Here is a 26077-nt window from a genome sequence, read left to right on the forward strand (position 1 = left end):
TCCTCAACCGCGCGGCGCAGGCGCGCTGGCGCCCTGATTGGTGTTGCCGGCCACTTTGGCCGTGCGGGTGCTCGCCTCCAGAGCCTGACGTTGCTCGGCAAGCGCGGCCAGTGTCTGCTCGCTGGCCATTGGCGCTTCTTCAGGGGTGACCTGGGAGCCTGGACGCACTCGCTGCAGGCCCCTGACCACAATGCGGTCGTCCTTGCCCAGCCCGCTGCGCACGATGCGCAAGCCCTCAAGCTTTGGCCCCAACTCGACAGCGCGATAGGCCGCCTTGTTGTCTTTGTCCATGACCAGCACGAACTTCTTGCCAAGGTCGGTGCCCACCGCTTCGTCGTTGATCAGCACCGCATCGTATTGAGCGCTGCCGACCAGCTTCAGGCGTGCATACAGGCCAGGGGTGAATTCACCGCGTTTGTTGTCGAACACGGCCCGGCCACGAATGGTGCCGGTGCGCGGGTTGACCTGGTTGTCGACGAAGTTCATCTGCCCCAGGTGCGGGTTGCCAGTCTCGTTGGTCAGGCCCAGGTAGACCGGGGTGCTTTGCCCGCGCTGGCCTTGGCGGGCCAGCTGTGTGTACTTGAGGTAGACGCGTTCGTCAGCATCGAAATAGGCGTACACCTTGTCAGTGGAGACCACGCTGGTCAGGGGCGTGACATCGGCAGTGACGATGTTGCCGGCGGTGAACTGCGCGCGGCTCACGCGGCCGTTGATAGGGGAGGTGACACGGGTGAAGCTCAGGTTCAAACGTGCCAGGTCAAGTTGGGCCTGGATGGCATCTACGCCGGCGCGTGCTTCGGCCGCAGCACTGTTGCGTGACTCTGCCAGTTCGGCGGAGATGGCGTTGCTGTCTCGTAGACGCTCACCCCGGCGAGCTTCATTGGCGCTTCGGATGGCACTGGCCTTGGCTTGCTGCAGCTGGGCCTCAAGGCGGCGGACTTCAGCCTGGAAGGGCCGAGGGTCGATCTGGAACAACAGGTCACCCTTGCGTACCTGGGCGCCTTCGGTGAACGCCACTTGGTCGATCTGGCCCGACACACGGGGGCGCACCTCGACGGTTTCCGGTGCTTCCAGGCGTCCGGTGAACTCGTCCCATTCGTTGATCGGCTGTTCGATCACCTTGGCCACGGTGACCTTCGGAGCTGCCGGGGCCTGCGCGGCATCGGGGGTTTTGCTGCAAGCGCCGAGCGCTACCACTGCGAGGGCTGCAAGTGGAACACCGAAAGGTTTGAGTGACTGCTCCATGGAGAACTCCGCCAATATATTAGGAATGGGCGGAGTGTGAGTGTGTTGCGTGCGGGGAACGAATCGAATGGGCTGAAGGTTATTATCATGGTGAATGATATGAACCCATCGGCTATCGCCACCTGGTGATGAAGGAGCCGCTCAGCGGTGGGGCGCCCCCGGCGCCCCCAATGAGTCAGGGCTGGCTTGCACCCTTGCTTGATGCGCCTTCCGAGCCAGTGCCGTCCATGCCCGGTAAATCCTGGTTGTCGTTCTGCTGCGCCGGCGGGCTGTCTGGATCATTGCCCTGTAGCCTTGGATCGGTATCACGGGGCATGGGCTTCTCGATCGGGTTGAGCGTGCTGTCTGCACCCGGCTTGGGTGCCTGGTTGTGCGGGTCATCCGGGTAGGTAGGCCCGGTGCCGGCCGCCAGGGCCAGGGGCGAGGCAAGCAGGGCAAGCAACAGGAAGCTGGGACGATTCATGGCAATCTCCTTTGCAACGGGCAGGGCAGGTTCGTAACCTTTGGCCTTGCCCGGCCGTTCAAAGTGCCAGCACTCCGATCAACGGTCACACCACCAGCGACAGCGCCATGATGAATACAATGCCGACCACCGACAGCAGGGTCTCCATCATGCTCCAAGTCTTGAAGGTCTCGGCCACAGTCATGTTGAAGTACTGCTTGACCAGCCAGAAACCGGCATCGTTGACATGGGACAGGATCAGCGACCCGGCACCGGTCGCCAGCACCAGCAGTTCACGGTTGACCCCAGGCACCAGGTCGATCACAGGTGCCACGATTCCCGCACCGGTAATGGTCGCCACGGTGGCAGAGCCCGTGGCAATTCGAATCACTGCGGCGACCAGCCAGGCCAGCAGAATCGGTGATATCTCGGCCTGTACAGCCATTTGCCCGATCACGTTACCGACACCGGTATCGACCAGCATTTGCTTGAAACCGCCGCCGGCGCCAACGATCAGGACGATGGCAGCCGTGGGCGCGAGGCTGTGATCGAGCATCTTCATGATCTGTTGGCGGTTGAAGCCGCGCGCCGAGCCAAAGGTGTAGAACGCCAGCAGCAAGGCGGCGAGCAGCGCAGTGATGGGGTGCCCGATCAGGTCCATCCATTGGCGCACGATGTGCTCAGCAGGCAATACCACATCGGCGAAGGTCTTGAGCAGCATCAGCACCACCGGCAGCAAGACGGTGATCAAGGTGACGCTGAAGCTCGGCAGGTTGGCCTGGTCCGATTCCTTGGCGATCTGGTCCATCAGCTCCTGTGAAGGGTGCCCAGGGATATAGCGCGAGATGAAGTTGCCGAACAGTGGGCCGGCGATGATGGCCGTGGGCAGGGCCACGATCAGGCCGTAGAAGATGGTCTTGCCGATGTCGGCATGGAAGATGCCGATGGCCAGCAACGGCCCCGGGTGCGGCGGTACCAGGCCGTGCACGACGGACAGACCTGCCAGCAAGGGGATGCCGATCTTGATCAGCGACACTCCGGAGCGCCGCGCGACGATGAAGACCAGTGGGATGAGCAGGACGAAGCCAATCTCGAAGAACAGCGGGATGCCCACCAGAAAGGCAGCGAACATCATGGCCCAGTGCACGTTCTTCTTGCCAAAGGCCCGAATGAGGGTCTGAGCGATCTGATCGGCCCCGCCGGAATCGGCCATCAGCTTGCCCAGCATCGTACCCAGTGCGAGCACGATGCCGACGAACCCGAGCACGCCTCCGAAACCGTCCTGGAACGACTTCATGACCTTGGCTACCGGCATACCAGAGGTCAGGCCGAGGAAGCCGGCAGCCAGGGTGAGGGCAACGAAGGGGTGCACCTTGAAATGAGTGATAAGCAGGATCAGCCCGACGATGGTAACCAGCGCGTCGAGGAGCAGGAAAGTATCAGTAGCCAGTCCGAACATGGTGTATAGGCCTCGGTCTTATCGTTGTTTTTGGCGTAGCTTGTTGGGTAAGTCATTGCATGAATGGGCTAAGACAGCGCTGTCTTGACGGTCCGAAATGCGAGCAGACTCAGGCAGTCTGCGCAACACTGTGCTCGGCGCAGCGCTTGAGCCAGCCGTCGACCGCCTCGGCAAGCGCAACGATCGGCTGAGTGGCGTCCAGCGTCAGGGTGAGCGGTTCATCGTAGGGCGGCTCAAGGGCGGCGAACTGGCTCTGGATGAGGCTGGCCGGCATGAAATGCCCTGGTCGCGCCAGAACCCGTTGCTCAGCTTGGGCAGGGGTGAGCTCAAGAAAGACGAACATCAGCCCAGGCATCGCGCAGCGCAATGTGTCGCGGTAGCTGCGCTTGAGTGCGGAACAGGTGAGAATCGGCCGCATGCCGGCCTCACTCGTCGCTTGCATCTCCTGGCCCAGGCGTACCAGCCAACCGGCACGGTCATCGTCATCCAAGGGAATACCGGCGCTCATCTTGTCGATATTGGCCTGCGGGTGGAACGCGTCACCTTCGATCAGGTGTCCGCCGCTGTAGGCGGCGATGGCAGACGCAATGCAGCTCTTGCCGCACCCGGCCACACCCATGACCACGATGGCGGGCAGTGGAGAATTCATCTGTACCTCCTGCTGGGTGGGACAGCGCTGTCTTAGGCTCGGGCAGCGCGGTCTCCCCAATGTTTATTGATCTTGTGCTTACGCAGTATGGACGCCGTGCGGCAATCACCTGAGAGCAACCGGCAAACAGCCGTTGCCTACAACCTGAGACAGCGCTACCTTAGAGGCCGTTCCCAGTCCTTGCAAGTAGTAAAATTACAACATTATGGCCCGCATTGGTTCGCGCACAACTGGTCGTCCCACCCTGGCTGAAGTCGCCAGACTGTCCGGGGTTTCCCCCATCACTGCATCCCGGGCCTTGCGCGGCGTCAGTACCGTGGCCCCTGAACTCGCGGCCAAGGTGGTGGCTGCGGCCACCACCCTTGGCTATGTGGCCAATCCCGCCGCCCGCGCGTTGGCATCTGCCCGCAGCCACTCGGTCGTGGTGCTCATACCGTCGCTGTCCAATCAGTTGTTCATCGACACACTGGAAGCCATCCATGATGTGATGCGCCCACGAGGGCTGGAGGTGCTGATCGGCAACTACCACTACGATACCGCCGAGGAAGAAAACCTCATTCGCAATTACCTGGCCTATCAGCCTTGTGGCATGCTGCTGACCGGTTTCGAACGCACCGACGCTTCGCGTCAGATGCTCGCGGCCAGTGGCGTACCCTGCGTGCACATGATGGAACTGGACGGGGAGGCCGACGCGTTGGCGGTGGGCTTTTCCCAACACCAGGCTGGCCGGGCCGCAGCCCAACACCTGATCGAACGCGGTTGCACCCGGCCTGGGTTTATTGCAGCACAGCTGGATCCCCGGGTCATGCAGCGGGCTGAGGGCTTTCGGCTAGCGCTGGCCGAAGCTGGATTGCACGCGCCCGAGCGGGAGGTCCTGACCCCGGCCCCGTCCTCGATCGCACTGGGAGGGGAGTTGTTCAGCCGCCTGATCAGGCAAGCCCCCGAGGTGGATGGCATCTTCTTTTGCAACGATGACCTTGCCCAAGGCGCGGTGCTTCAAGCGCTGCGCCAGGGCATCCGTGTCCCGCAGGAGGTTGCCATGGTCGGCTTCAACGATCTGCCGGCTTCGGCGCACATGGTGCCCAGGCTTACTTCCATTCGCACGCCAAGGGCTGCGGTGGGACGTGTCGCCGCCCAGGCGTTGTTGACGCTGCTCGATGGCAAAGCCGTGACGCCAGCCCGGCAGGACCTGGGGTTTGAGTTGATGGTGCGAGAAAGCTCCTGAGGTTTCACGCGCACCTGGTGCGAGTGACTCAATTCGGCTCTGATGGTCTGGGCATGGCTTCCAAGGTAGCGATCAGGTCTTTGTGCAGTGTTTGCAGGGTGTCCTGGAGTACCCGACACAAGTTGTCTACAGGATCACCTGCTACAAGCGCCTGCTCGAGTGCTTCGCAGTCGGCGACCAAGTGACGTACCTTAAGCATCTTGGCCCCACCCTTGATGCGGTGAACCAATGCCTTGAGCGTCCCGTCCGGCGGCTGCCCATCCAGGGTGCGCAGCGTTGAAAGGTCTTCGGCCACGCTTTGCGACAATTGCTCGATCAGATGCCTGATCAAATCGTCGTCGTCGCGGGTCAAGTGACGCAGCTCGGCCAGGTTCAAGCCGCCGGGCCGGGCAGGTGCAGGGGCTGCTGGTGGCTTGCGAGCCGCCTGCGGCAGGTGTGCCTTGAGGCCATGCAGGCCGATAGGCTTGAACAGGCAGTCATCCATCCCGCTCGCCAGGCATCGCTCCCGCTCTTCGGCCTGGGCATTGGCGGTTACCCCCAGAATCGTCGCGGGCGACAGTCCTTGCTGGCGTTCTTGAGCACGGATACAGCAGGCCAGCTCATGACCGTCCATCACAGGCATGCTGCAGTCGGTGATCACCACGTCAAAGCGCGTTTCTCGCCACAGCTGCAACGCGATTTCGCCGTTCTGCGCCTGGGTCACCTGATGGCCCAAGGCGCGCAACTGACGTTCAAGCAACAGCAGATTGGCCGGGTAGTCGTCCACGACCAGGATGTGCAACGGGCAAGCATCAAGGCCCGTGGTTGGGTCCTGCCCGTCAGAAATGATCTGGGGCGTACACTGGGGCAGGGCCATGAGGATCTGGACCCTGGTACCCACTCCCTCCACACTCTGCAGTGTCAGCGTACCGCCCATGAGCTCGGCCAGGGCACGGCTGATGACCAGGCCCAGCCCAGTGCCCTGGCGCGCACGGGGCCCGTCGACCTGTACGAATGCATTGAACAGGCGTGCCTGGTCCGCAGGGCTTATGCCGATACCCGAATCGCGCACACAGAGCTCGACGCGCTGGAGTTCGCCCTGTACCGAGGTGCGCATCGCGGTGTGGACTTCACCACGGTCGGTGAACTTGATCGCATTGCTGATCAGGTTCGACAGCACCTGCTTCAGGCGCGCAGCATCTACCTGGACCCAGACCGGTTCGGTGGGTAGGTCACAGGCGAGCTCAAGGCCCTTGAACCTCGCATTGCCTTCGAACACGCGAAGGGTAGCGCGCACCAGGTCCACCAGGTCGGTGGGGATCGGCTGCAAACTGATGTGGCCTGACTCGATCCTGGAAATATCGAGAATATCGCCTATCAACCCTAGCAGCCCCAGTGCCGACTCATGGGCTGTCTCGAGCATGTGGGTATCGCATCGACCGGCGCGACTGTCCTCGAGCGCCAGTTCCAACAAGCCGAGCACGGCGTTCATGGGGGTGCGTATCTCATGGCTCATGGTGGCCAGGAACGTGCTTTTCATGAGGCTGGCCTGCTCGGCTTCATCCTTGGCATGGCGAAGTTGCTCCAGCAAGCCTCGGCTCAGCGCCAGTTGTGTCTGCAGGGCGCGCTCGGCTTCGACCCGCTTCTGGATCAGTTTGCGCAGGTAGCTGTTCCAGAAGACGACACCTGCGATCAGCAACGCGGCAATCACCAGCACCTGGAGCGCCAGTTCTCGGTAGTTGCGCCATGGGCTGTCGCTGACCACGGTGCTCGTCCTCCAGCGATTGATCAGTTGCTCAAGTTCTTCGGGCGCTATACTCAGCAATGCTTTGTCCAGGATCGATTGCAGTTGGGGTTGATCGGCCGCGACGGCAAACGCCGCAACGGCTGGGTCTTCGTCAAGGATGCTCGCGATCTGAAGGCGGTTCTTGAAGACGTGACTGATGTAGTAGGCCGCGTTGATATGGCTACTCAACGCGGCATCAGCGCTGCGATTGACCACAGCCTCCATCAGGTCCAGCGGGTTGTCGACTTCGACAAGCCGCGCGCGGGGGTAGCGCTGCTGGAGCATGGCGCGTTGCGGAGAATTGCGAATAAATGCGATTCGTTGCGGTTCAAAGCGCTTGATGCCGGCTTGCGAAGGGTTATCGACGCGGGTAACGAGCACGCGCGGGCTGATCAGGTAGGGCCGTGTGTAGCGCACTTGTTTGGACCGTTCAGCGCCGTAACCCAATGCGCCGATCATCAGTGCGTCGCGCTGGCCCAGACGGTCGATCATGGACTGGGCAGACTCGGCTTGCCTGGTATGAAAATGCAGCCCGGTCCTTAGGGTAATTTGTTTAAGCAGGTCCAGGGTTATGCCACTGGGTCGCTGCTGATCATCGTAGAACGTCAAGGGTGCCAAGGCCGGATTGATCAACACGTCTACCACCGGGTGAGCCTTGATCCAGGCTTGCTCCTCATCTGTCAGTACACTCAGGTGGCGCTGCAACAAAAGACTGGTATTGCTGTTGCTCCAGCGCTTGAGGATGGCCAGGCGCTCGCTTTCCCCAATCCGGCGCAGTGCCTTGTCGAGCAGTTGACGCAGCGCATCGTTATCGCGTGCCACTGCAAAGGCAAACGCTTCTGGGACGATGGGTGAGAAGTGATCGATCCGCAGGGCACCTCTGAAGGTCTTGCCGATCAGATAGTCTGTGCTGATTGCATCGCCCAGGTAGGCATCGGCTTCGCCCATAGCCACAGCGGCAAGGCCAGCCTGGGTGGAGCGATACAAAACCAGCTGCGCTGCCGGGTAAAGGGCGCGGGCACGATTGGCGGGTAGATAATGGTCAACCATGGCCAGACGCAGCCCTGCAAGATCGTGGGCCGGTGCAAGACGCTGGCCTTCGCGCGTGACGATCACCGGCAGGTCATCGGCATACGATGTACTCAGGCTCAACCCAGCGTCTGCAGCCTCAAAGCTGTTGGAGCTGCCCAGTACGTCCACACGTCCTTCATGCAGCGCCTCAATGGCCTGATAACGGCTATCGAAACGCTTTACTTCGACGGCTATACCCAACAACTCAGCGATGATGCCGACGTAATCCGCTGTCAGACCTTCGTAGTCACTGGGACTTACGTTGATATCAAATGGTGGATAGTCCGGCCGTGAGGTGCCCAGCACCAGGCGCTTGCGAGCGTCTAGCCACTGGCGCTCGGCCGTTTGCAGATTCAAGGGCTGCGTGGCGCTCACCGAACGGGCCAGCAAACTGCGCGTCTCGCTCGCCAGCGACTGCGCGACAGGCCCTGCCAGTACCATCAGCAGGAGGGTACTGGCCAGCAAACGTTTAATCGTCATGCACCGCTCATCAGTAGACGTGGTTGCGCTTGGCCAGGTCCACCATTTCCACCAGCGACTCGGTCTTGAGCTTATCCATGATCCGGCCACGGTAGGTGCTGATGGTCTTGGCGCTGAGGTTCATGCTACTGCCGATGTTCTTGTTGCTTTCTCCACGGGCCAGACGCCTGAGAACCTCCATTTCGCGGTTGGAAAGGCTCGCCAGGCGCATGGGCTCGCTTTCGAGCGAATTGCTGTTGACCGACATCTGCGGGAACGTCGAATAGCCTTTTACCAGGGCCTTGAGCGCGAACAGCAAGGCGTCGTGATCTTCATCCTTGGTCACGAATGCGCCGATGCCTGCGTCCAGACAGCGGCGTACATACAAGTCGGTCGCCTGGCCAGTGAGCACCATGATCTTGGGCACCTGATCGAGTGATTGCAGGCGCTTGATAACTTCCATTCCGTCCAGCCCAGGCAAACCGATGTCGAGAATCACCACGTCCGGTTTGAGCTCGCGTGCCATTTGCGCGACTTCACTGCCATTGCCCACTTCTGCAACGACATTGAAACGTTCATGTTCGAGCAGCATGCGCAGGGACATACGGACGACGGGGTGGTCGTCCACGATCAGCACATTGGTCATTGGGAAAACTCCTGTTCAGATATGGTCCGCTTCCTGGGACACTCAGGAATACTTCTGTAAGCGGGTTAGTCAGAAGCGCAGCAAGATACGACCATTACCGAACTTTGATAATGCCGAGTATAGAAGTGTTGAATAACCTTGAAGGAGCCGATGAAAAATCCTACAAAAAGGCGGGCGGTTCAGCAGCTTGTGGCCTCGCGTTGGCTGCCGAACCGTATGATCAGGTACAGGCAGTGTGTACTTTGTTTACGCGCAGTGAAGATGCAGGGTGTTCAGCCAACGATTTGCCCACGCGCGCGGGACGAATCGAAAGATCGCCCTGGCAGTTGGGGCATCGACCATGCAAGCGTCCCTGCGCACACCCTCGGCAAAACGTGCATTCGAAGGAGCAGATGAAGGCATCGAGGCTGTCACCGGGCAGGTCGGCATCGCAACACTCGCAGTTGGGGCGTAATTCCAGCATAGGCGTGGTTCCTGTCGGGAGGGTCTGGAGGCAGTGTGCTCCGGGCTGGAACTGGCTCGCAAGCTAGGCGCGGTACAGGTGCGCATGTCCGGCACGGTAAAGGGCCGATTCGGCGAACGGCGTGTCACCCAGCACTCGGCCCACCACAATCAACGCGGTGCGGCGATAACCTTTGAGGGCGGCGCGCTCGACGATGTCGTCCAGTGTGCCTCGCACCCAGTCCTGGTCCGGCCAGGTGGCGCGGTAAACCACGGCAATGGGGCAGTCGCCACCGTAGTGAGGCCGCAGCTGCTCAACGATGCGTGCCAGGTGCTTGACCCCCAGGTGAATGGCTAGCGTCGTGGCATGGCGCGCAAGCGCCTCCAACTGCTCGCCGGCTGGCATGGGCGAGCTGTCTGCGAAGCGAGTAAGGATCACGCTCTGAGCGACGTCGGGCAAGGTCAGTTCGCATCCCAGCAACGCGGCGCTCGCAGCCACGGCGGTGACGCCCGGCACAATCTGATAATCGATGCCAAGACGCTGTAGGTGGCGGATCTGCTCACCGATAGCGCCATAAAGACTCGGATCACCGCTGTGCACGCGTGCGACATCCTTGCCCTGGGCATGGGCGCACTCAATGGCGTCGATGATCTGCTCAAGATGCAGTTCTGCGCTGTTGATCAGGGTGTCGGCGCAGTGACCTTCCAGAACGGCAAGAGGGACCAGGGAACCGGCATAAATGATGACAGGGCAGGTGCGAATCAGGCGCTGCCCCTTGACCGTGATCAGCTCGGGGTCGCCGGGGCCGGCGCCGATGAAATAAACCGTCATGGTATTCCTGAATGATTGACAAGGGTGAGCGGGATCAATGAGCGATGGCGAGGGTCGCAGGGCCCAGGGTTTGACGCGTGATCAGAAGCTTCGTTTCGCCATTGTACTGGTCGGCCATTGCCAGTGCTGCACTCTCTGCCACGCCCCAGCACCCGCTGTGCGCAAAAGCGACGGCTGAGCGGTGGCTCAGATGCGCTTCGAAGCGATTCAAGTGCGATGCAGGGTAGAACAACAGAGGCAGCGCCAGATGGCTCGCCAATGCATGCAGCCCCGGCTCGTGCGCCTTGAGATCGATGCTGGCGATACCGTGAAGGTACGCAGCGTCCAGGCCCCGCTGAGCGAGGCCTTGTTCGAGCAAGGTCAACAACCTGTCCATCGGGCAACCACCACGGCAGCCAAACCCTGCATAGAACGGCTTCACACCGAGCGGCTGAAGCGACGATACAGGCCTGCGCTGATCAGGCCAAGGGCGAGCCAGAATGCTGCATTGGTAAGCCAGGACGCCACCTGGAACTGGGTCTCCAGGGCTGCTGGAGCCAAACTCTGGTGCACTTCAGGCTGAGGGGCGCCTATGACGTGCGGCAACACCAGGACAATGACGCCCAACACCTTCAATGCCCAATGGCGGGCGAATACCAGCAGTGCCAGGCCTACGGCCGTGGCACCCGCAGCGCCAGCCCACCAAACCTGGCGCTGCGCCAGGTCAGCCGCCGCGGTTCCCGGGAGCTCCGGCGGCAATCCGAGCGTGGGCGCCAGACAGAACACGGCGAAACCAGCAAGGCCCCAGGCAGCACCGCTGGCCGTGGTGCGCGGTTGGCGCAGGCTGTACAAGCCAGCCAGTATCAAGGCGAACCCCACCGCCACCACCAGGTTGCCGCCGGTGGTCGAGAGCGTGCGCTGCCAGCCCTCTTCAGGCGACCAGGCCTCGTCACTGTGCTCATGGGCGGCCTCGGTACCTTGGGCATGCGAATGTGCCGGCGCCGACGCCTCGTATGTCTCCGCTTGCAGGATCAACGGGCTGACCCACAAACTTTGCAGTACGGTCAGCAACAGTGCCGCCAGCAGTCCGCTGAAGCCCGCCGTACGGGCGATGTGCGTGATCATGGGCGGCAACTCAGTGGCAGGGGAAGGCGGCGCTGTGACGGGTGTCATGCGCAGCATTATGAACGGCTTCGATGTGCGAGAAGCCGGCAAAGTAAACCAGGCACAGGCCCAGCAGGCCGGCGCTTGCAGCCACGACAATGCGTTGACTGAGGGATACGGGTGCAACGATGCTGCTAACGTGCGGGCGGGTAGTGACGGGCATTGGCGCCTTCCTCTGCGTGTAGGCGACGGGCAGGCGCGGCAGCTGCGGGCGATACCCGCAGGAATGCGACAGCGCCCGCCCACCGCGGGGTGTTGATGAACGTCAGGCCGGTCTCCGGGCTTGCGAGGAGGAGGGTATCTCCTGGGCAGCGTCACCTTCCCATGCCGTATCTGCTGGCACAGTGGTAAAGACGCCTCACTCGCTTACCGTTGCGGGGGCAGCACCGGAATAGTCCAGGCCTGTAAGGCAAGCCTGCGACGCACCGATTTCCCGTTTCACCCTCTAGGGGCACCTGACGCAATGCGATAGAAAAGCACGCGGGCCGCGTTGCGTCAAATGCACAGGCTACGCTCGATCATTGCTGGGCGAAGGCAATCAGCCGCTCGCCATCGAGCCGATAACGCAGCCACTCCGTTTGTGGTTGCGCCCCCAGTGCGTCATAGAACCCGATGGCCGGCTCGTTCCAATCCAGCACACTCCATTCAAGGCGACCGCAGCCTTTGGCAACTGCCTGCTTGGCAATGTACCTGAGCAACTGGCGCCCGGCGCCATCGCCACGGTCGTTGGGCGAGATGTAAAGGTCTTCCAGGTAGATGCCATTGCGCCCGAGCCAGGTCGAGTAACTGTAGAAGTAGATGGCAAAACCAATCGCACGGCCTTCACGTTCGGCCATCAGGCAATGAACGGTGCTGTCGGCGTCGAACAGGCTGCGCTCGATGTCCTGGGTAGTGGCCAGTACCTCTTCTCGGGCGCGTTCGTACTCGGCCAATTCAGTAATGAAGTCCAGAATTTGTTGGGCATCGGTGCGTAGGGCAGGGCGAATTACAAGACTCATCGAGCGCTTATCCTTTGTCGGCTGCGAGTGATACAGCTATGTGTATCTGCAAAATTCTCTATATCTGTACTGCTAGGGGGCAAAGGGCTATGGGCTAGTGTGAACCCTTTCCTGAACCCAGTGGAATACCCGTCATGTTCGCCTCGCTCGACCTCTTGATCGCCTTCGTGCTGTTCGCTTTCGTTTCTTCCATCACCCCCGGGCCCAACAACACCATGCTGTTGGCTTCGGGCGTGAATTTCGGTGTGCGCCGCTCGGTGCCACACGCGCTGGGCGTCAGCGTCGGGTTCATGGTCATGGTCCTTGCCGTCGGCTTGGGTCTGGGAGAGGTCTTCAAGGCCTGGCCTGTGCTCTATACCGTGTTGCGCTATGCCGGAGCGGCCTATCTGCTGTACCTGGCCTGGAAAATTGCCACCTCAGGGCCGGTTGGCACCGCCTCTACGGCAGAGCCAAAGCCGATTGGCTTTTGGGCCGCGGCTGCCTTCCAATGGGTCAACCCAAAGGCTTGGGTGATGGCCATAGGTGCGATAACGACCTACACCCCAGCGCAAGGCTACGTTGCCAACGTGGTGGTCATCGCCGCCGTGTTTGCCTTGGTGAACTTGCCCAGCGTCGGTGTGTGGGTCATGTTCGGCAGTGCCCTTCGTGGCCTGCTGCAAAACCCACGCTGGCTGATGCTGTTCAATGTCCTGATGGCTGCACTGCTGGTCGTTTCGCTCTACCCGCTGCTGTTTGTAGAATCTACGTTCCACCCTTGAGGCAGAAGGCAGCGCCCACCATGCAACTGACACCGTGGTCCCACGATTGTAGCGAAGGGTTCACCCTGCGCGGCTGGCGCAGCGAGCCTACAGGGCGGCCCCTGCTGCACTTTCTGCACGGCAACGGGTTTTGCTCGCTCGCCTACCAACCGCTGCTGATGCAACTGGGACAACACTTCGATCTCTGGCTCAGCGACGTTCAGGGGCACGGAGACAGTGACCACGCAGGCCCGTTCCGTGGCTGGAATCGCACGGCAGCGCTGGCGGCTGAAGCTTTCAGCGCGCATGTGGCTGAGTACGCAGACGTACCCCGCCTTGCCATCGGCCACAGCTTCGGCGGGGTGCTCACCGGGTTGTTGCTGGCCAGTGAGCCGCAGTTGTTCGAGCGCGCTGTGCTGCTCGACCCGGTGATTTTCAGTAGGCGCATGCTGTTTTCGATGAAGCTGGCCGCCTGCTTCGGGCTGAACCGGCACCATGCGCTGGCGCGCAAAACGGCCGGCAGGCGCAGCACCTGGCCCGACCGCCACTCAGCCATGATTTCCCTGCAAGGGCGGGGCATCTTCAAAGGCTGGAGCGACGCGGCATTGCAGGCCTATGTGTCGCATGCGATCGCCGAAGGCGAGGGCGGCGTGCTGCTCAAGTGTCGCCCAAGCCGCGAAGTGGACATCTTCAGTACCTATCCGTCCCACCTGTGGTCAAGCCTGTCGCGTATCGGCGTGTCGACGCGTGTGCTGTACGGCAGCCAGACCTACCCTTATGTGCGGGCCTCGGCGTTACGGCTGGCAGCGCTCAACCCTCATGTCAGTGTTCAGGAGGTGGGCGGCGGACACTGTTTCATGCAGGAATACCCTGAGGCTGCGGCGCAGGAGGTGCTGGCTTTCCTTCGACCCAGCGTCCTACCGGTAGAACAGGCTGGACCGTTTCAGGTAGCTAGCCCGTGAGTCGATGCAACGTTAAGGTGGCACCCGGACGTTGAGGAGCGCACGATGAAGACGATTTTGCATACCCATTCCAATCCTGCCGGGCACTGGGTAGGCGATGGCTTTCCGGTGCGAAGCCTGTTCACCTATGACGACGACGTCAGTCGCACCAGCCCGTTTCTGCTTCTCGATTACGCTGGGCCCCACACCTTCGCCCCCACCTCGACGCGTCGCGGCGTAGGGGCTCATCCGCACCGGGGTTTCGAGACAGTCACGATCGTTTACCAAGGCGAACTGGAGCATCGCGACTCAACGGGCGCCGGCGGAGTAATAGGACCGGGTGACGTTCAGTGGATGACCGCTGCAGACGGCATCGTTCATGAAGAGTTTCACTCACCCGGATTCGCCCGCAGCGCAGGCGTGTTGGAGTCAGTGCAACTGTGGGTGAACCTTCCGGCCCGATTCAAGCGCGCTCCGCCCGGCTATCAGACCCTGGGCAGCGCCGATATCCCCACGGTGAATCTGGGTGCGGGCGCGGGCAGCCTGCGTGTGATCGCAGGTGAGTACCAGGGGGTGAGCGGGCCGGCGCGCACGTTTACGCCGATGGACGTGTGGGACCTGGACCTTGAGGCCGGCGCTAAACTGGTGCTCCCTATCCCGGCAGGCCGCACGGCTGCGGTGGTGACCCTGCAAGGCGGTTTGCGGTTGAACCAGGTCAGCGAGGCCGGCCCGTGCTCAGTGACGCTATTGGCCCGTGACGGTGCCGATGTGCTGCTTGAAGCCCTGCAGCCCGCCCGTGTGCTGGTGCTGAGCGGTGAGCCTATCGACGAGCCTGTGGTGGCATACGGTCCCTTCGTGATGAACACGCGGGAAGAAATCATCGAGTCCATCGAAGGCTTTCAGTTGGGGAAGTTCGGCCGTATGCCCTGAACGCGCACCGTCCTGGAGCGCGAAGCACCACCCGTCGCACCGATTCGACACGGCTCGAACTACCCAGCACCTCTCGGGTTCTTCAGCTAAGGTGCAGATGGAACCCCGCACGATCGATAACGCATATCCACATGCGCACCGACAGGTTCCTCTTCCTGTGGCCCTGTGCCTGGCCCCAGGCCTGTCCAACCGCAAGTTAATACAGAGAGGGCTCTCTGCCATGTCACTGTTAGGCGTATCGACACTGGAACTGCGACAGATGATCGAACAGGCATGCTTGCCAGATCGTTGTGAAATCAACTGTGCCGATGGCTCACACCTGACCATCCGGCTCGGCAATGGTCAGGATCTGACAGAGGCCGTCACGCTTTGCGATGTTCCGCTGAGCAGTCTGAACAGCAGCAGGGACTTGGTTAACCTGGTCGGCCAATTACACGCAATGCGTGACAGTGCTCCCATGCACTCGAAGAAATTAGCCTGACCGCGCGGCGCAAAGCTCGCTTCTAACCGGCCGTCACTGCAACTCAAGCAGAAGATTGAGCCCACCGTCGCCGCACTTGCCCTGGTCTCTGACAACGCCATGGTAACTGCGCCCGTCCCAGATGAACGCGACACTGTGCGCACGGTGCACCTTATTAGGCAGAGGCGGGCAGATGTGCAGACGCAGTGCAGGCCGACCTTGCAGGTTGAGCGGCGCAAGCTGGCACTGGCACTCGACGCTTTGCGCCACGGGACCGAACAGGGTGTCGCGGACGTAGTCGAGTTGCACCGATGCATTTGGAGCGCGGCCTGGCATTCTCATGATCGCTGCTCTCTGATCGAAGTACGTGCTAGGGCATGCAGATTTGTCATGACGATCTCCTGTAGGAAAGACATTCGAGGAGGTTGCAGGCTGCATGGGAGCCCAGTCCTGCTCCATGCGTTCAATTCGATTGCTTCGTCGTTCAGGCCCCTGCCTTGCGAAACGTCAGGTTGATGCGCCGCGGGCCCATGCGTGGGTGCACGCCAGGCTTGATGGGCAAGACGCCATGAAAGCGTAGACGGTCTTCACCACCCCACACCAGCACATCGCCATGATTCAAGGCAATACGCTGGGTCTTGTCCGCGCGTTGCAAGCCACCCAACAGGAACACGGCAGGCAAACCCAGGGAAAGGGACACGATGGGTTGGCTGAAATCCTGCTCATCACGATCCTGATGCAGGCTCAGACGAATGCCCGGCAGGTAGTGATTGATCAGGCACGCATCCGGTACGAAGCCATCGAACCCTGCACGCGCAGCGCACTGCGTGGCCAAGGCCAGAAGCACGGGCGGCATCATCGGCCAGGGTCTGCCGGACAGCGGGTCCACGGGGCTGTATCGGTAACCGCGTTTGTCACTGATCCAACCGAGTGCGCCGCAGTTGGTCAGGCCCACAGCCATGCTCAAACCGCCAGGCGTACGCATGTGCCGCCATGGCGCTGATCGCAGTATCGGGCGAAGCGCATCCAGTACGTGCTCGACGTCATCTAGCGCGACGCCAGGCAACAGCACCGTGCGGGGTGCCAGCTGCTGCGGTTGGGCCCCGAACAGGTCCAGATCGGATTGGATCATCAGTCTGACTATTCCAGTAAGCCTGTTATCCAGCAGAAGAAAGCTGGCGTCTTTGAGCGTTCACTATCAGCCAGCCGCCAAATAATTCAAAACGTTTCTGAACGCCATTCGTCCGTTGATGGTCTTCATCGTGCCGTGGCCGCGGTAGCCGATTGACGATGAGGATTACATATGTCTGAGCATGTACCGGACAACCCCCGCAGGGACTTCCTGCGCAAGACCTTGACCTTGATACCGGTGGTAACGGTGGCCAGTACCGGTATTGGGCTGGGCGCAGCCACCGCCCTGGCCGAGCCGGTACGCCCGCCTGAGCAGCCTGAAGCCAAACCCGCTGACACTGCCTACCATCCTGCGTTCTTCACCCCAGAGGAGTTCGCCTTCGTCCAGGCAGCGGTCAGCCGGCTCATTCCAGCCGACGCGCTAGGGCCTGGTGCCCTCGAGGCCGGCGCTGCGCAGTATATCGACCGTCAGATGGGCACGGCCTACGCCAGCGGCGGGCTCTGGTACATGCAAGGCCCGTTCGAGGCCGATGCGGCACCCGAGCTTGGCTATCAATTGCAACTGACCCCGCAGCAGATCTACCGCTTGGGAATTGCAGGTGTGCACCAATGGTGCCTGGCCAACGGCAACAAGGCGTTTCACGCGCGCAGCCCCGAGCAGCAGGACGAGGTGCTGGCGCAGTTGGAGTCTGGTGAGCTGGCGTTGAAGGATGTGCCGGCCAAAGCATTTTTCAGCCTGCTGCTGCAGAACACGCGCGAAGGCTTTTTCTGCGACCCGGTGCATGGGGGCAACCAGGGCATGGTCGGCTGGAAACTGATCGGTTTTCCCGGCGCGCGCGCCGACTTCATGGATTGGGCCGAGCGTAACGAACGCTACCCGTTCCCTCCTGTGTCCATCCGCGGCGAGAGGGCTTGAGGCATGGCCAACACATTGAAGAAGGTCGACGCTGTGATCGTCGGCTTTGGCTGGACGGGGGCAATCATGGCCAAGGAACTGACCGAGGCCGGCCTGCACGTGGTGGCGCTGGAGCGCGGGCCTATGCAGGACACTTACCCCGATGGCAGCTACCCGCAAGTGATCGACGAACTGACTTACAGCGTGCGCAAGAAGCTGTTCGTGGACCTTTCCAAGGAAACGGTGACCATACGCCATACCGTCAACGATGTAGCGTTGCCGTACCGCCAGCTGGGCGCGTTCCTGCCCGGCAAGGGCGTAGGCGGTGCCGGTTTGCACTGGTCGGGCGTACACTTTCGTGTCGACCCGATGGAGCTGCGCATGCGCAGCCACTACGAAGAACGCTACGGCAAGTCCTTCATCCCCCAGGACATGACCATTCAGGATTTCGGCGTCAGTTACGAAGAGTTGGAACCCTACTTCGACTTCGCCGAGAAGGTGTTCGGCACCTCGGGGCAGGCCTGGACGGTCAAGGGTGAACTGGTCGGGCAGGGCAAAGGCGGCAATCCGTTTGCCCCGGACCGCTCCAATCCGTTCCCGCTGCCCTCGCAGAAGAACGTGGTGTCGGCTCAGGTTTTCCAGAAGGCCACCTCGTCGTTGGGCTATCACCCTTACAACCTGCCCTCGGCCAACACATCCGGCCCTTACACCAACCCGTATGGCGCTCAGATGGGACCGTGCAATTTCTGCGGATTTTGCAGCGGCTACGTGTGCTACATGTACTCCAAGGCATCGCCGAACGTAAACATCCTGCCCGCGCTGCGCCAGGTGGAGCACTTCGAGCTAAGGCCCAATGCCCATGTACTGAAGGTGAACCTGGACGACAGCAAGCAGCGTGCGACCGGGGTCACCTACATCGACGCCCAGGGCCGTGAGGTGGAACAGCCGGCCGACCTGGTGATCCTGTCGGCTTTTCAGTTCAACAATGTGCGCCTGATGCTGCTTTCTGGCATCGGCAAGCCCTACGACCCGGTCAAGAACGAAGGGGTGGTCGGGCGCAATTTCGCCTATCAGAACATGGGCACGGTCAAGGCCTTCTTCGACAAGGACTTGCACACCAACAACTTCATCGGCGCCGGTGGTAATGGCGTGGCGATCGACGACTTCAACGCCGACAATTTCGACCATGGCCCTCACGGCTTCGTGGGTGGCTCCCCGATGTGGGTCAACCAGGCGGGGACCCGGCCCATCGCAGGTGTAGGCAACCCGCCGGGCACGCCTGCATGGGGCAGCGCCTGGAAAAAGGCCACCGCCGACTACTACACCCACCAGATATCCATGGATGCCCACGGCGCGCACCAGTCCTACCGCGGCAATTACCTGGACCTGGATCCTACCTACCGTGATGCTTATGGCCTGCCGCTGTTGCGCATGACCTTCGATTGGCAGGAAAACGACATCCGAATGAACCAGTTCATGGTCGGCAAGCTCAGCGCCATCGCCAAGGCCATGAACCCCAAGGCCATTGCGGTGCTGGGGAAGCAGGTCAAGGAACACTTCAATACTGCCTCCTACCAGACGACTCACCTCAACGGTGGGGCGATCATGGGGACCGACCCAAAAACCAGCGCTTTGAACCGCTATTTACAGTGTTGGGATGTACACAACGTGTTCGTACCTGGGGCCTCGGCGTTCCCGCAGGGGCTTGGCTACAACCCGACCGGTCTGGTCGCTGCGCTGACCTACTGGTCGGCACGGGCCATTCGTGAACGGTACCTGAAGAATCCCGGCCCCCTGGTGGCGGTGTAAGGAGCGATGAGCATGAACAGAATGTTGATCGCCACTGTGCTGGTGGGTATGGGCATGACGGCGCAGACAACGCAGACAACGCAGGCAGCGCAGGCCGAACAGACGCTGGTTAGCCAGGGTGAGTATCTGGCGCGTGCAGGGGACTGTGTGGCTTGCCACACGGCCAAGGACGGCAAGCCCTTTGCGGGTGGGTTGCCGATGGAAACGCCCATTGGCACGATCTACTCGACCAACATCACCCCCTCATCCGAGGGCATCGGTCAGTACAGTTTCGAAGACTTCGACCGAGCCCTTCGCCGTGGGATCCGCAAGGATGGCAGTACACTGTACCCGGCCATGCCGTACCCGTCCTATGCGCGGTTGACCGAACCCGACATGCAGGCGTTGTACGCCTACTTCATGAAGGGCGTAACCCCCGTGCAGGAGCCGAACAAGGACACGGACATTCCTTGGCCCCTGAGCATGCGCTGGCCGTTGTCGATCTGGCGCGGTGTATTCGCCCCGAAGCCTGAACATTGGCAGCCGTTGCCCGAGCGAGATCCGGTGATCGATCGCGGCGCTTACCTGGTCGAAGGCCTGGGCCACTGCGGTGCCTGCCATACCCCAAGGGCACTGACCATGCAGGAAAAAGCGTTAAGTGCAAAGGAGGGCGATGCTTTCCTGGCCGGCAGCGCGCCGCTCGAAGGCTGGGTGGCGAAGAATCTGCGAGGCGATCACAAGGATGGTCTGGGCAGTTGGAGCGAGGCACAGCTGGTGCAGTTTCTCAAGACTGGCCGCAGCGACACCAGTGCCGTGTTCGGTGGCATGAGCGATGTGGTGGAGCACAGCATGCAGTACATGAGCGACGCCGACCTGACAGCCATAGCGCGCTACTTGAAGACCTTGCCGCCCAGCAATCCGAATGACACGCCCCACGTCTACGACCGGCAAGTGGCGGATGCGCTGTGGAAAGGCGACGACAGCAAGCCAGGGGCTGGGGTATATATCGACAATTGCGCCGCCTGCCACCGCACCGATGGCAAGGGGTACACGCGCGTCTTCCCAGCGCTTGCCGGTAACCCCGTGGTGCAGACCCAGGATGCTACCTCGTTGATTCATTTGGTACTCAAGGGTGGGACCCTGCCCGCGACCCGCACGGCGCCCTCGAACTTCACCATGCCGGCCTATGGCTGGCGCCTGAGCGATCAGGAGGTGACTGACGTGGTCAACTTTATCCGCACCAGCTGGGGTAACCAGGGTGAGCCTATCGAGGTCAAGGCGGTGAAAAAGCTTCGCACAAGCGACATGAAGCAGACATCGGGTGATGATCTCGGGCAGGTGACCGAGCACTAGCGCTGCAGGGCTATGCCGCTGCCAGGGGCCCTGTGTTTGCACTGCCCCTGCAGCCTGGAATCCCAAGAGTCAAAGCCCTTCCGGCCGCGATAGACCGCGCAGCGGCCCCCAGATTTTAGCTTCGTATCCTACATCGCTGGGCTTCTGGGCGGCCCATCGCGGCCGGTCCCACAGGGCCCTCATACTGTTTGAACCGCCAGTAAACAGCTTTCCCGATCAACGGTGGATTGACGCGTATAGGCATTTTTTGTTCTAGTGAAACCGGTTTCATCATGATCACAACAACCACAAGGTCCCATCATGAGCCCAGCACCCGCGCCAGCGCGCGACCGTGTCACCATCAGCGAGGTGGCCCGTGTCGCAGGTGTCTCCAAGGCCACCGTTTCCCGGTACATCGGAGGCGATCGCCAGTTGCTGGCCGATGCCACGGCCCAACGCCTGGGCGAGGTGATCGAGCAGCTTGGCTATCGGCCGAACCAGATGGCGCGCGGGCTCAAGCGCGGGCAGACACGACTGATCGGCATGCTGGTCGCCGATATTCTCAATCCCTATTCGGTCGCAGTCATGCACGGCGTGGAGACGGCTTGTCGCCAGCATGGCTACAGCCTTGTAGTGTGCAACACCAATCGCGATGACGAGCAAGAGCGCCACCATCTGCGCGCGTTGCAGTCCTACAACGTGGAAGGGCTGATCGTGAACACCCTGGGCCACCACCCAGGTGAGTTGCTTACCGTCATGCGTGACCTGCCCATCGTGCTGGTCGACCGGCAGTTACCTGAGATTAACGCCGACTTGGTCGGCCTGGACAACGCTCAAGCGATGCAGCAGGGTGTCGAGCATCTGCACGCCCGGGGTTACCGGGACATTCTCGCCGTCACCGAGCCGCTGGATGGTACCAGCTCGCGAGCCGAGCGGGTCCAGGCGTTGACCGCCTGTGTCCAAAGCCGCGCCGACATGCAGTGCGAGGTCGTGCAGACCGGCTTGGCATTGTCGCAAGCGCTCATCCGTTTCCTGGGCAGCAACGGCACCCGTCCCAAGGCACTTTTCCCCCTCAACGGCGTTGCAACGCTGGCGGTCACCAGCGCATTGCGCGAGGCCGGGCATGCGCTGTTCGGTAATGTTGGGGTGATCGCCTTGGACGACCTTGACTGGTACCCCTTGGTAGGCAACGGCATCACGGCCCTGGCGCAGCCCACCGAACGCATCGGCATGGCAGCGTTCGAGCACTTGCTCAGTCGCCTGCATGGTGAACAAGGCGCCGCCCGGCGCATCGATTTCAAAGCGTCGCTGATCATACGAGGTTCCACCCCCCTACGCTGAACATAACGGCGGCTAGCGGCCTATCCGCAATGCCTGACGTTCAAAAATGAAACCGGTTTCATAGGACAATAACAATGCATGCAAATCCTGTTTCCATCAGCCTGTCCAGCTACGGCGCAGACTTCGTCCGACAACGCGGCCAGGAGCAGTTCATCGATCTGCTGGCAAGCGCCGGGGCAAGCCGCGTTGAGTTACGTGAGGAATTGTTCTCATGCCAGCCCGACCCGACTGCCTTGGGTGCATTCATCGCCGGTGCAGGGCTGCAGTGCCTCTATTCCACACCGCTGGAGCTTTGGTGCGCAGAGGGTACGCCCGCGCCCGAACTGGGTGCCAAGCTGCGCATCGCCAAGGCACTTGGGGCTGTAGCGGTGAAGGTGTCTTTGGGGCATTACCGAGCTGGCGTCGACATGCAGGTATTGCGGGCGGTGCTACCCGAGGACGGCCCCGTGTTGCTGGTCGAGAACGACCAGACTGAGCACGGTGGGCGGATCGCGCCGCTCGTGGGCTTTTTCGAACAGGCACACGCGTGCGGCGTGCGGGTCGGCATGACGTTCGACATCGGCAACTGGCAGTGGCTGGACGAGCCGGTGCTGGAAGCCGCCAGCCTTCTTGGGCGATGGGTTGAGTATGTGCACTGCAAAGCAGTGACTCGCCATGGTGGTGGGCGACTGGCTGCCGCTGCACCTCAGGCGCCCGATCTTGAGCACTGGCAGCAGATCCTGGCCCATTTCACACCTGGGGTCATGCGTGCTGTGGAATACCCGCTGCTTGGCGAAGACTTGCTGACCGTGACGCGCAGCCACGTACATCAACTGTCCGCACTGGGTGCGCGGCACTGCGCACGGGAGCTGAGCCATGCCTGATCATGACGTGTTGTGCTTCGGCGAGACCATGGCCATGTTCGTGGCCGATGATGTGGGGGATCTTGCACAGGTCGGGCGTTTCGGCAAACGCATTGCCGGCGCCGACAGCAATGTCGCCATCGGCTTGTCGCGGCTTGGCTTTGGCGTGCGCTGGATCAGCCGGGTCGGCAACGACTCGCTGGGGCGCTTCGTACTCGACAGTTTGCGCGCAGAGGGGATCGACTGCGCGGATGTGCAGGTTGACCCAACGCATCCGACGGGTTTTCAACTGAAGGCGCGTTGCGATGACGGCAGTGACCCTGTCGTCGAGTATTTCCGGCGTGGCTCTGCAGCCAGCCACATGAGCGCTTCGATGCTGGATCCGGCCTGGTTGCGCGCGGGCCACCTGCACGTAACCGGCATTCCGCTGGCGCTGTCGGACGGCTGTCGGGGGCTTGCCCAGGCGTTGGTCAGCCAGATGCGCAAAGCCGGTCGCACCCTTTCATTCGACCCCAATCTGCGCCCGACGCTATGGCCCGACAAACAGCGCATGATCACCGAGATCAACGCCATTGCTGCCCAGGCCAATTGGGTGCTGCCGGGGCTGGAGGAGGGCCGCCTGCTCACGGGCAGGCAGACACCTGCCGAGATCGCCGGCTTTTACCTGGACCTTGGTGTGGACCTGGTGGTGATCAAGCTGGGCGAGGCGGGCGCCTACTACCGCAGTGCCAACGAGGAGGGCCAAGTCGCGGCCGTACCTGCGCCCTGCGTGGTCGATACCGTGGGCGCTGGCGATGCCTTCGCCGTCGGTGTGCTCAGCGCCTTGCTTGAAGGCCAGCCCGTCGAGCACGCCGTTGCCCGCGGCAATTGGTGCGGCAGCCGCGCGGTGCAGTCGCGCGGTGATATGGAGGGCTTGCCGCACCGGCAGGACCTGACGGCATACGAATCCCCACAAAACCCTGAAATACGCACGGCCTGAATCACCTGTCGCACAAAAACAACAAGCTCAGGAGAAACTCACCATGAAACGTACAAGCCTGGCGCCACGCCGCTGGTGGTACATCATCCCCATCGTGTTCGTCACCTACAGCCTTGCCTATCTGGACCGTGCCAACTACGGCTTCGCAGCCGCATCGGGCATGGCCGAAGACCTGCACATCACCCCTGTGCTGTCCTCGCTACTGGGTGCGCTGTTCTTTCTGGGCTACTTCTTCTTCCAGGTACCGGGGGCTATCTACGCCCAAAAGCGCAGCGTCAAGAAGCTCATTTTCGTCTGCCTGATCCTGTGGGGTGGGCTGGCCACGCTGACCGGCATGGTCAGCAACGTGTACATGCTGATTGGCATCCGTTTTCTGCTGGGTGTTGTAGAGGCGGCGGTGATGCCGGCCATGCTGGTCTACCTGTGCCACTGGTTCACCCGGGCGGAACGTTCGCGCGCCAATACCTTCCTGATGCTGGGCAATCCAGTGACCATCCTGTGGATGTCGGTGGTGTCCGGCTACCTGATCAAGCATTTCGACTGGCGCTGGATGTTCATCATCGAGGGTTTGCCGGCGGTCATCTGGGCGTTTTGCTGGTGGCGCCTGGTCGATGACCGGCCTGCGCAGGTTTCATGGCTGAGCGAGCAGGAGAAGAATGATCTGCAACAGGCGCTGGCGGCAGAGCAGCAGGGCATCAAGCCGGTCAAGAACTACCGAGAGGCGTTCCGCTCGCCGCAGGTGATCATTCTGTCACTGCAGTATTTCTGCTGGAGCATTGGCGTGTACGGTTTTGTGCTGTGGCTGCCCTCGATCCTCAAGCAGGCAGCCAACGTCGACATCGTCGAGGCCGGGTGGCTGGCCTCGGTACCCTACCTGGCAGCAGTGATCGCGATGGTGGGCGTCTCCTGGGCCTCCGATCGGATGCAACGGCGCAAGCGCTTCGTGTGGCCACCGCTGCTGGTGGCAGCGCTCGCGTTCTACGGCTCCTACGCTTTGGGGACCGAGCACTTCTGGCTGTCGTATGCACTGCTGGTGGTCGCCGGGGCCTGCATGTATGCCCCCTACGGCCCGTTTTTCGCGATCGTGCCCGAGATTCTGCCGGCCAACGTGGCCGGTGGCGCCATGGCCTTGATCAACAGCATGGGTGCGCTGGGCTCGTTCGGTGGTTCGTGGCTGGTGGGCTATCTCAACGGTGCCACGGGTAGCCCTGCGGCCTCGTACCTGTTCATGTGCGGCGCGCTGCTGTGCGCCGTCGCCCTGACCGCAGCGCTGAACAACTCAACCACCTCCGGGCGTGCCAAGACACCTTGCCTGCGCCCGGCCATCCCTTCCAGGAACCCGACATGAAAAAACGCATCGTGCTGTACAAGGCGTTGTCCCCCGACTTACTCGCTCGCCTTCAGGCCGCGGCAGAGGTCACCACCGTCGACCTGGCCCGTCCCGATGGCATGGCGCGCTTGCGTGATGCGCTGCCTGGCGCCCACGGGGTGCTGGGCGCCAGTGTGCGCCTGGATGCCAGCCTGCTTGACCTGGCGCCCGAGCTCGAGGTCATTTCCAGTGTCTCGGTGGGCGTGGACAACTATGACATCGCCGACCTTGATCGACGCGGTATCGTGCTTACCAACACCCCCGATGTGTTGACCGAAACCACGGCCGACACCGGCTTCGCACTGATCCTGGCCACCGCCAGGCGGGTGGTGGAACTGGCCAACTGGGTACGCGACGGTCACTGGCGATCGGGCCTTGGTCCTGCGCAGTTCGGCAGCGACGTGCACGGCAAGACGCTGGGCATCGTCGGCATGGGACGGATCGGTGAGGCGCTGGCGCGGCGAGCGGCCGCTGGTTTCGGCATGCAGGTGATCTACCACAGCCAGCGACCCAAGCCTGACGTCGAGGCCCGCTACGGGGCCAGACGCTTTGCTCTGGACGAGCTATTGGCGCAGGCAGATTTCGTCTGCCTCACCGTCCCGTTGAGCGCAGCTACCGAAGGGCTGATCGGGCGCGGGGAGCTGGCGCTGATGAAGCCTGAGGCCATCCTGATCAATATCTCCCGAGGGCGGGTCGTGGACGAACAGGCATTGATCGATGCCCTTGAAACACGGCGCATCCGCGGCGCGGGCCTGGATGTATTCGTTCAGGAGCCATTGGCGGCCGACTCGCCTTTGCTCCGGCTGGACAACGTAGTGGCCACCCCGCACATAGGTTCGGCCACAGAAGAAACTCGGCAAGCGATGGCGCGTTGCGCCGTGGACAACCTGCTCGCCGCGCTGGCGGGTAGGCGCCCGGCCAACGCGGTCAATGGCTGATAAGCCGCCGCTGAGGGTG

Annotated in this window: 27 protein-coding genes and 1 riboswitch; of the genes, 13 read left to right on the top strand and 14 right to left on the bottom strand. The window is 61.8% G+C overall.

Translation table 11 applies throughout. The annotated features are described in order from the left end of the window. Positions 1–3 precede the first annotated feature (3 nt). From mexE to B2Y33_RS18310, 4 genes are all read right to left on the bottom strand, one after another. Positions 4–1245, bottom strand: coding sequence for a multidrug efflux RND transporter periplasmic adaptor subunit MexE (mexE, locus tag B2Y33_RS18295; protein WP_027914935.1), 1242 nt, complete (start codon positions 1243–1245; stop codon positions 4–6). A gap of 175 nt (positions 1246–1420) precedes the next feature. After that, complete coding sequence (locus tag B2Y33_RS18300; protein WP_027914936.1) at positions 1421–1708, bottom strand: hypothetical protein; 288 nt, start codon at positions 1706–1708, stop codon at positions 1421–1423. 85 nt (positions 1709–1793) lie between these two features. Beyond that, complete coding sequence (locus B2Y33_RS18305) at positions 1794–3146, bottom strand: GntP family permease (protein ID WP_027914937.1); 1353 nt, start codon at positions 3144–3146, stop codon at positions 1794–1796. Between the two features lie 109 nt (positions 3147–3255). Then, positions 3256–3795, bottom strand: a complete 540-nt coding sequence (locus tag B2Y33_RS18310; RefSeq protein WP_028687460.1) for a gluconokinase — start codon at positions 3793–3795, stop codon at positions 3256–3258. Positions 3796–4000: 205 nt separating this feature from the next. On the opposite strand from B2Y33_RS18310, the gene B2Y33_RS18315 reads away from it, so the two are divergent. Continuing rightward, complete coding sequence (locus B2Y33_RS18315) at positions 4001–5020, top strand: LacI family DNA-binding transcriptional regulator (protein ID WP_206405525.1); 1020 nt, start codon at positions 4001–4003, stop codon at positions 5018–5020. Positions 5021–5048: 28 nt separating this feature from the next. On the opposite strand, the gene B2Y33_RS18320 is transcribed toward B2Y33_RS18315, so the two are convergent. The 8 genes from B2Y33_RS18320 to B2Y33_RS18355 all read right to left on the bottom strand — a co-directional run bounded on the left by B2Y33_RS18320 (position 5049) and on the right by B2Y33_RS18355 (position 12375). Beyond that, positions 5049–8330, bottom strand: a complete 3282-nt coding sequence (locus B2Y33_RS18320; RefSeq protein WP_028687459.1) for a transporter substrate-binding domain-containing protein — start codon at positions 8328–8330, stop codon at positions 5049–5051. Between the two features lie 16 nt (positions 8331–8346). Next, entirely contained in the window at positions 8347–8961 is a 615-nt protein-coding gene (locus B2Y33_RS18325) for a response regulator transcription factor (RefSeq protein WP_027914941.1), read from the bottom strand. A 220-nt stretch (positions 8962–9181) separates the two neighbouring features. Next, on the bottom strand, positions 9182–9424 hold the full coding sequence (locus B2Y33_RS18330; protein ID WP_206405526.1) for a DUF1272 domain-containing protein: 243 nt from the start codon (positions 9422–9424) through the stop codon (positions 9182–9184). Positions 9425–9487: 63 nt separating this feature from the next. Then, positions 9488–10234: a precorrin-4 C(11)-methyltransferase gene (gene cobM / locus B2Y33_RS18335; RefSeq protein WP_027914942.1), complete on the bottom strand. Its 747-nt coding sequence runs from the start codon at positions 10232–10234 to the stop codon at positions 9488–9490. Positions 10235–10268: 34 nt separating this feature from the next. Further along, positions 10269–10655, bottom strand: coding sequence for a cobalamin biosynthesis protein (locus B2Y33_RS18340; RefSeq protein WP_028687457.1), 387 nt, complete (start codon positions 10653–10655; stop codon positions 10269–10271). Further along, the gene (locus B2Y33_RS18345; RefSeq protein WP_028687456.1) at positions 10652–11338 is read right to left on the bottom strand and encodes a CbtA family protein; all 687 of its coding nucleotides are present in this window, start codon (positions 11336–11338) and stop codon (positions 10652–10654) included. Before B2Y33_RS18345 ends, B2Y33_RS18340 begins: the two co-directional genes overlap by 4 nt. A 10-nt stretch (positions 11339–11348) precedes the next feature. Beyond that, positions 11349–11540 (bottom strand): CbtB domain-containing protein, encoded by a 192-nt coding sequence (locus B2Y33_RS18350; RefSeq protein WP_027914945.1) that lies wholly within the window; start codon positions 11538–11540, stop codon positions 11349–11351. Positions 11541–11628: 88 nt separating this feature from the next. Next, positions 11629–11851: riboswitch (cobalamin riboswitch) on the bottom strand. 44 nt (positions 11852–11895) lie between these two features. Beyond that, positions 11896–12375 (bottom strand): GNAT family N-acetyltransferase, encoded by a 480-nt coding sequence (locus B2Y33_RS18355; RefSeq protein WP_028687455.1) that lies wholly within the window; start codon positions 12373–12375, stop codon positions 11896–11898. A 134-nt stretch (positions 12376–12509) separates the two neighbouring features. Here B2Y33_RS18355 and B2Y33_RS18360 point away from each other — a divergent pair, with 134 nt between their 5' ends. The 4 genes from B2Y33_RS18360 (at position 12510) to B2Y33_RS18375 (ending at position 15464) form a co-directional block, all read left to right on the top strand. After that, complete coding sequence (locus B2Y33_RS18360; RefSeq protein ID WP_033736985.1) at positions 12510–13133, top strand: LysE family translocator; 624 nt, start codon at positions 12510–12512, stop codon at positions 13131–13133. Positions 13134–13153: 20 nt separating this feature from the next. Then, on the top strand, positions 13154–14074 hold the full coding sequence (locus B2Y33_RS18365) for an alpha/beta fold hydrolase (protein WP_088523472.1): 921 nt from the start codon (positions 13154–13156) through the stop codon (positions 14072–14074). A gap of 45 nt (positions 14075–14119) precedes the next feature. Beyond that, positions 14120–14983: a pirin family protein gene (locus tag B2Y33_RS18370; protein WP_206405527.1), complete on the top strand. Its 864-nt coding sequence runs from the start codon at positions 14120–14122 to the stop codon at positions 14981–14983. Between the two features lie 220 nt (positions 14984–15203). Beyond that, positions 15204–15464 carry a DUF1652 domain-containing protein gene (locus B2Y33_RS18375; RefSeq protein ID WP_027914949.1) on the top strand — a complete coding sequence of 87 codons (261 nt, stop codon included), beginning with the start codon at positions 15204–15206 and terminating at the stop codon, positions 15462–15464. 33 nt (positions 15465–15497) lie between these two features. On the opposite strand, the gene B2Y33_RS18380 is transcribed toward B2Y33_RS18375, so the two are convergent. Continuing rightward, positions 15498–15785, bottom strand: coding sequence for a hypothetical protein (locus tag B2Y33_RS18380; protein WP_049695925.1), 288 nt, complete (start codon positions 15783–15785; stop codon positions 15498–15500). Positions 15786–15927: 142 nt separating this feature from the next. Then, positions 15928–16575: a DNA oxidative demethylase AlkB gene (gene alkB / locus B2Y33_RS18385; protein ID WP_027914951.1), complete on the bottom strand. Its 648-nt coding sequence runs from the start codon at positions 16573–16575 to the stop codon at positions 15928–15930. Positions 16576–16746: 171 nt separating this feature from the next. On the opposite strand from alkB, the gene B2Y33_RS18390 reads away from it, so the two are divergent. The 8 genes from B2Y33_RS18390 to B2Y33_RS18425 all read left to right on the top strand — a co-directional run bounded on the left by B2Y33_RS18390 (position 16747) and on the right by B2Y33_RS18425 (position 26058). Further along, entirely contained in the window at positions 16747–17490 is a 744-nt protein-coding gene (locus B2Y33_RS18390; RefSeq protein ID WP_028687450.1) for a gluconate 2-dehydrogenase subunit 3 family protein, read from the top strand. 3 nt (positions 17491–17493) lie between these two features. After that, positions 17494–19278: a GMC family oxidoreductase gene (locus B2Y33_RS18395; RefSeq protein WP_027914953.1), complete on the top strand. Its 1785-nt coding sequence runs from the start codon at positions 17494–17496 to the stop codon at positions 19276–19278. Between the two features lie 12 nt (positions 19279–19290). Continuing rightward, the gene (locus B2Y33_RS18400) at positions 19291–20610 is read left to right on the top strand and encodes a cytochrome c (RefSeq protein ID WP_206405528.1); all 1320 of its coding nucleotides are present in this window, start codon (positions 19291–19293) and stop codon (positions 20608–20610) included. A gap of 300 nt (positions 20611–20910) precedes the next feature. Then, a complete protein-coding gene (locus B2Y33_RS18405) occupies positions 20911–21930 on the top strand; it encodes a LacI family DNA-binding transcriptional regulator (RefSeq protein WP_104926241.1) in 1020 nt (339 codons plus the stop codon). 74 nt (positions 21931–22004) lie between these two features. Next, positions 22005–22793: a sugar phosphate isomerase/epimerase family protein gene (locus B2Y33_RS18410; RefSeq protein WP_027914956.1), complete on the top strand. Its 789-nt coding sequence runs from the start codon at positions 22005–22007 to the stop codon at positions 22791–22793. Further along, positions 22786–23751, top strand: a complete 966-nt coding sequence (locus B2Y33_RS18415) for a sugar kinase (RefSeq protein WP_027914957.1) — start codon at positions 22786–22788, stop codon at positions 23749–23751. The genes B2Y33_RS18410 and B2Y33_RS18415 overlap by 8 nt, the downstream gene beginning before the upstream one ends. A gap of 43 nt (positions 23752–23794) precedes the next feature. Beyond that, on the top strand, positions 23795–25099 hold the full coding sequence (locus B2Y33_RS18420; RefSeq protein ID WP_028687445.1) for an MFS transporter: 1305 nt from the start codon (positions 23795–23797) through the stop codon (positions 25097–25099). Beyond that, entirely contained in the window at positions 25096–26058 is a 963-nt protein-coding gene (locus B2Y33_RS18425; protein ID WP_104926239.1) for a 2-hydroxyacid dehydrogenase, read from the top strand. Before B2Y33_RS18420 ends, B2Y33_RS18425 begins: the two co-directional genes overlap by 4 nt. Positions 26059–26077 lie beyond the last annotated feature (19 nt).

This window comes from Pseudomonas sp. UBA5666 (assembly GCF_002420785.1).
Classification (GTDB): domain Bacteria; phylum Pseudomonadota; class Gammaproteobacteria; order Pseudomonadales; family Pseudomonadaceae; genus Aquipseudomonas; species Aquipseudomonas fulva.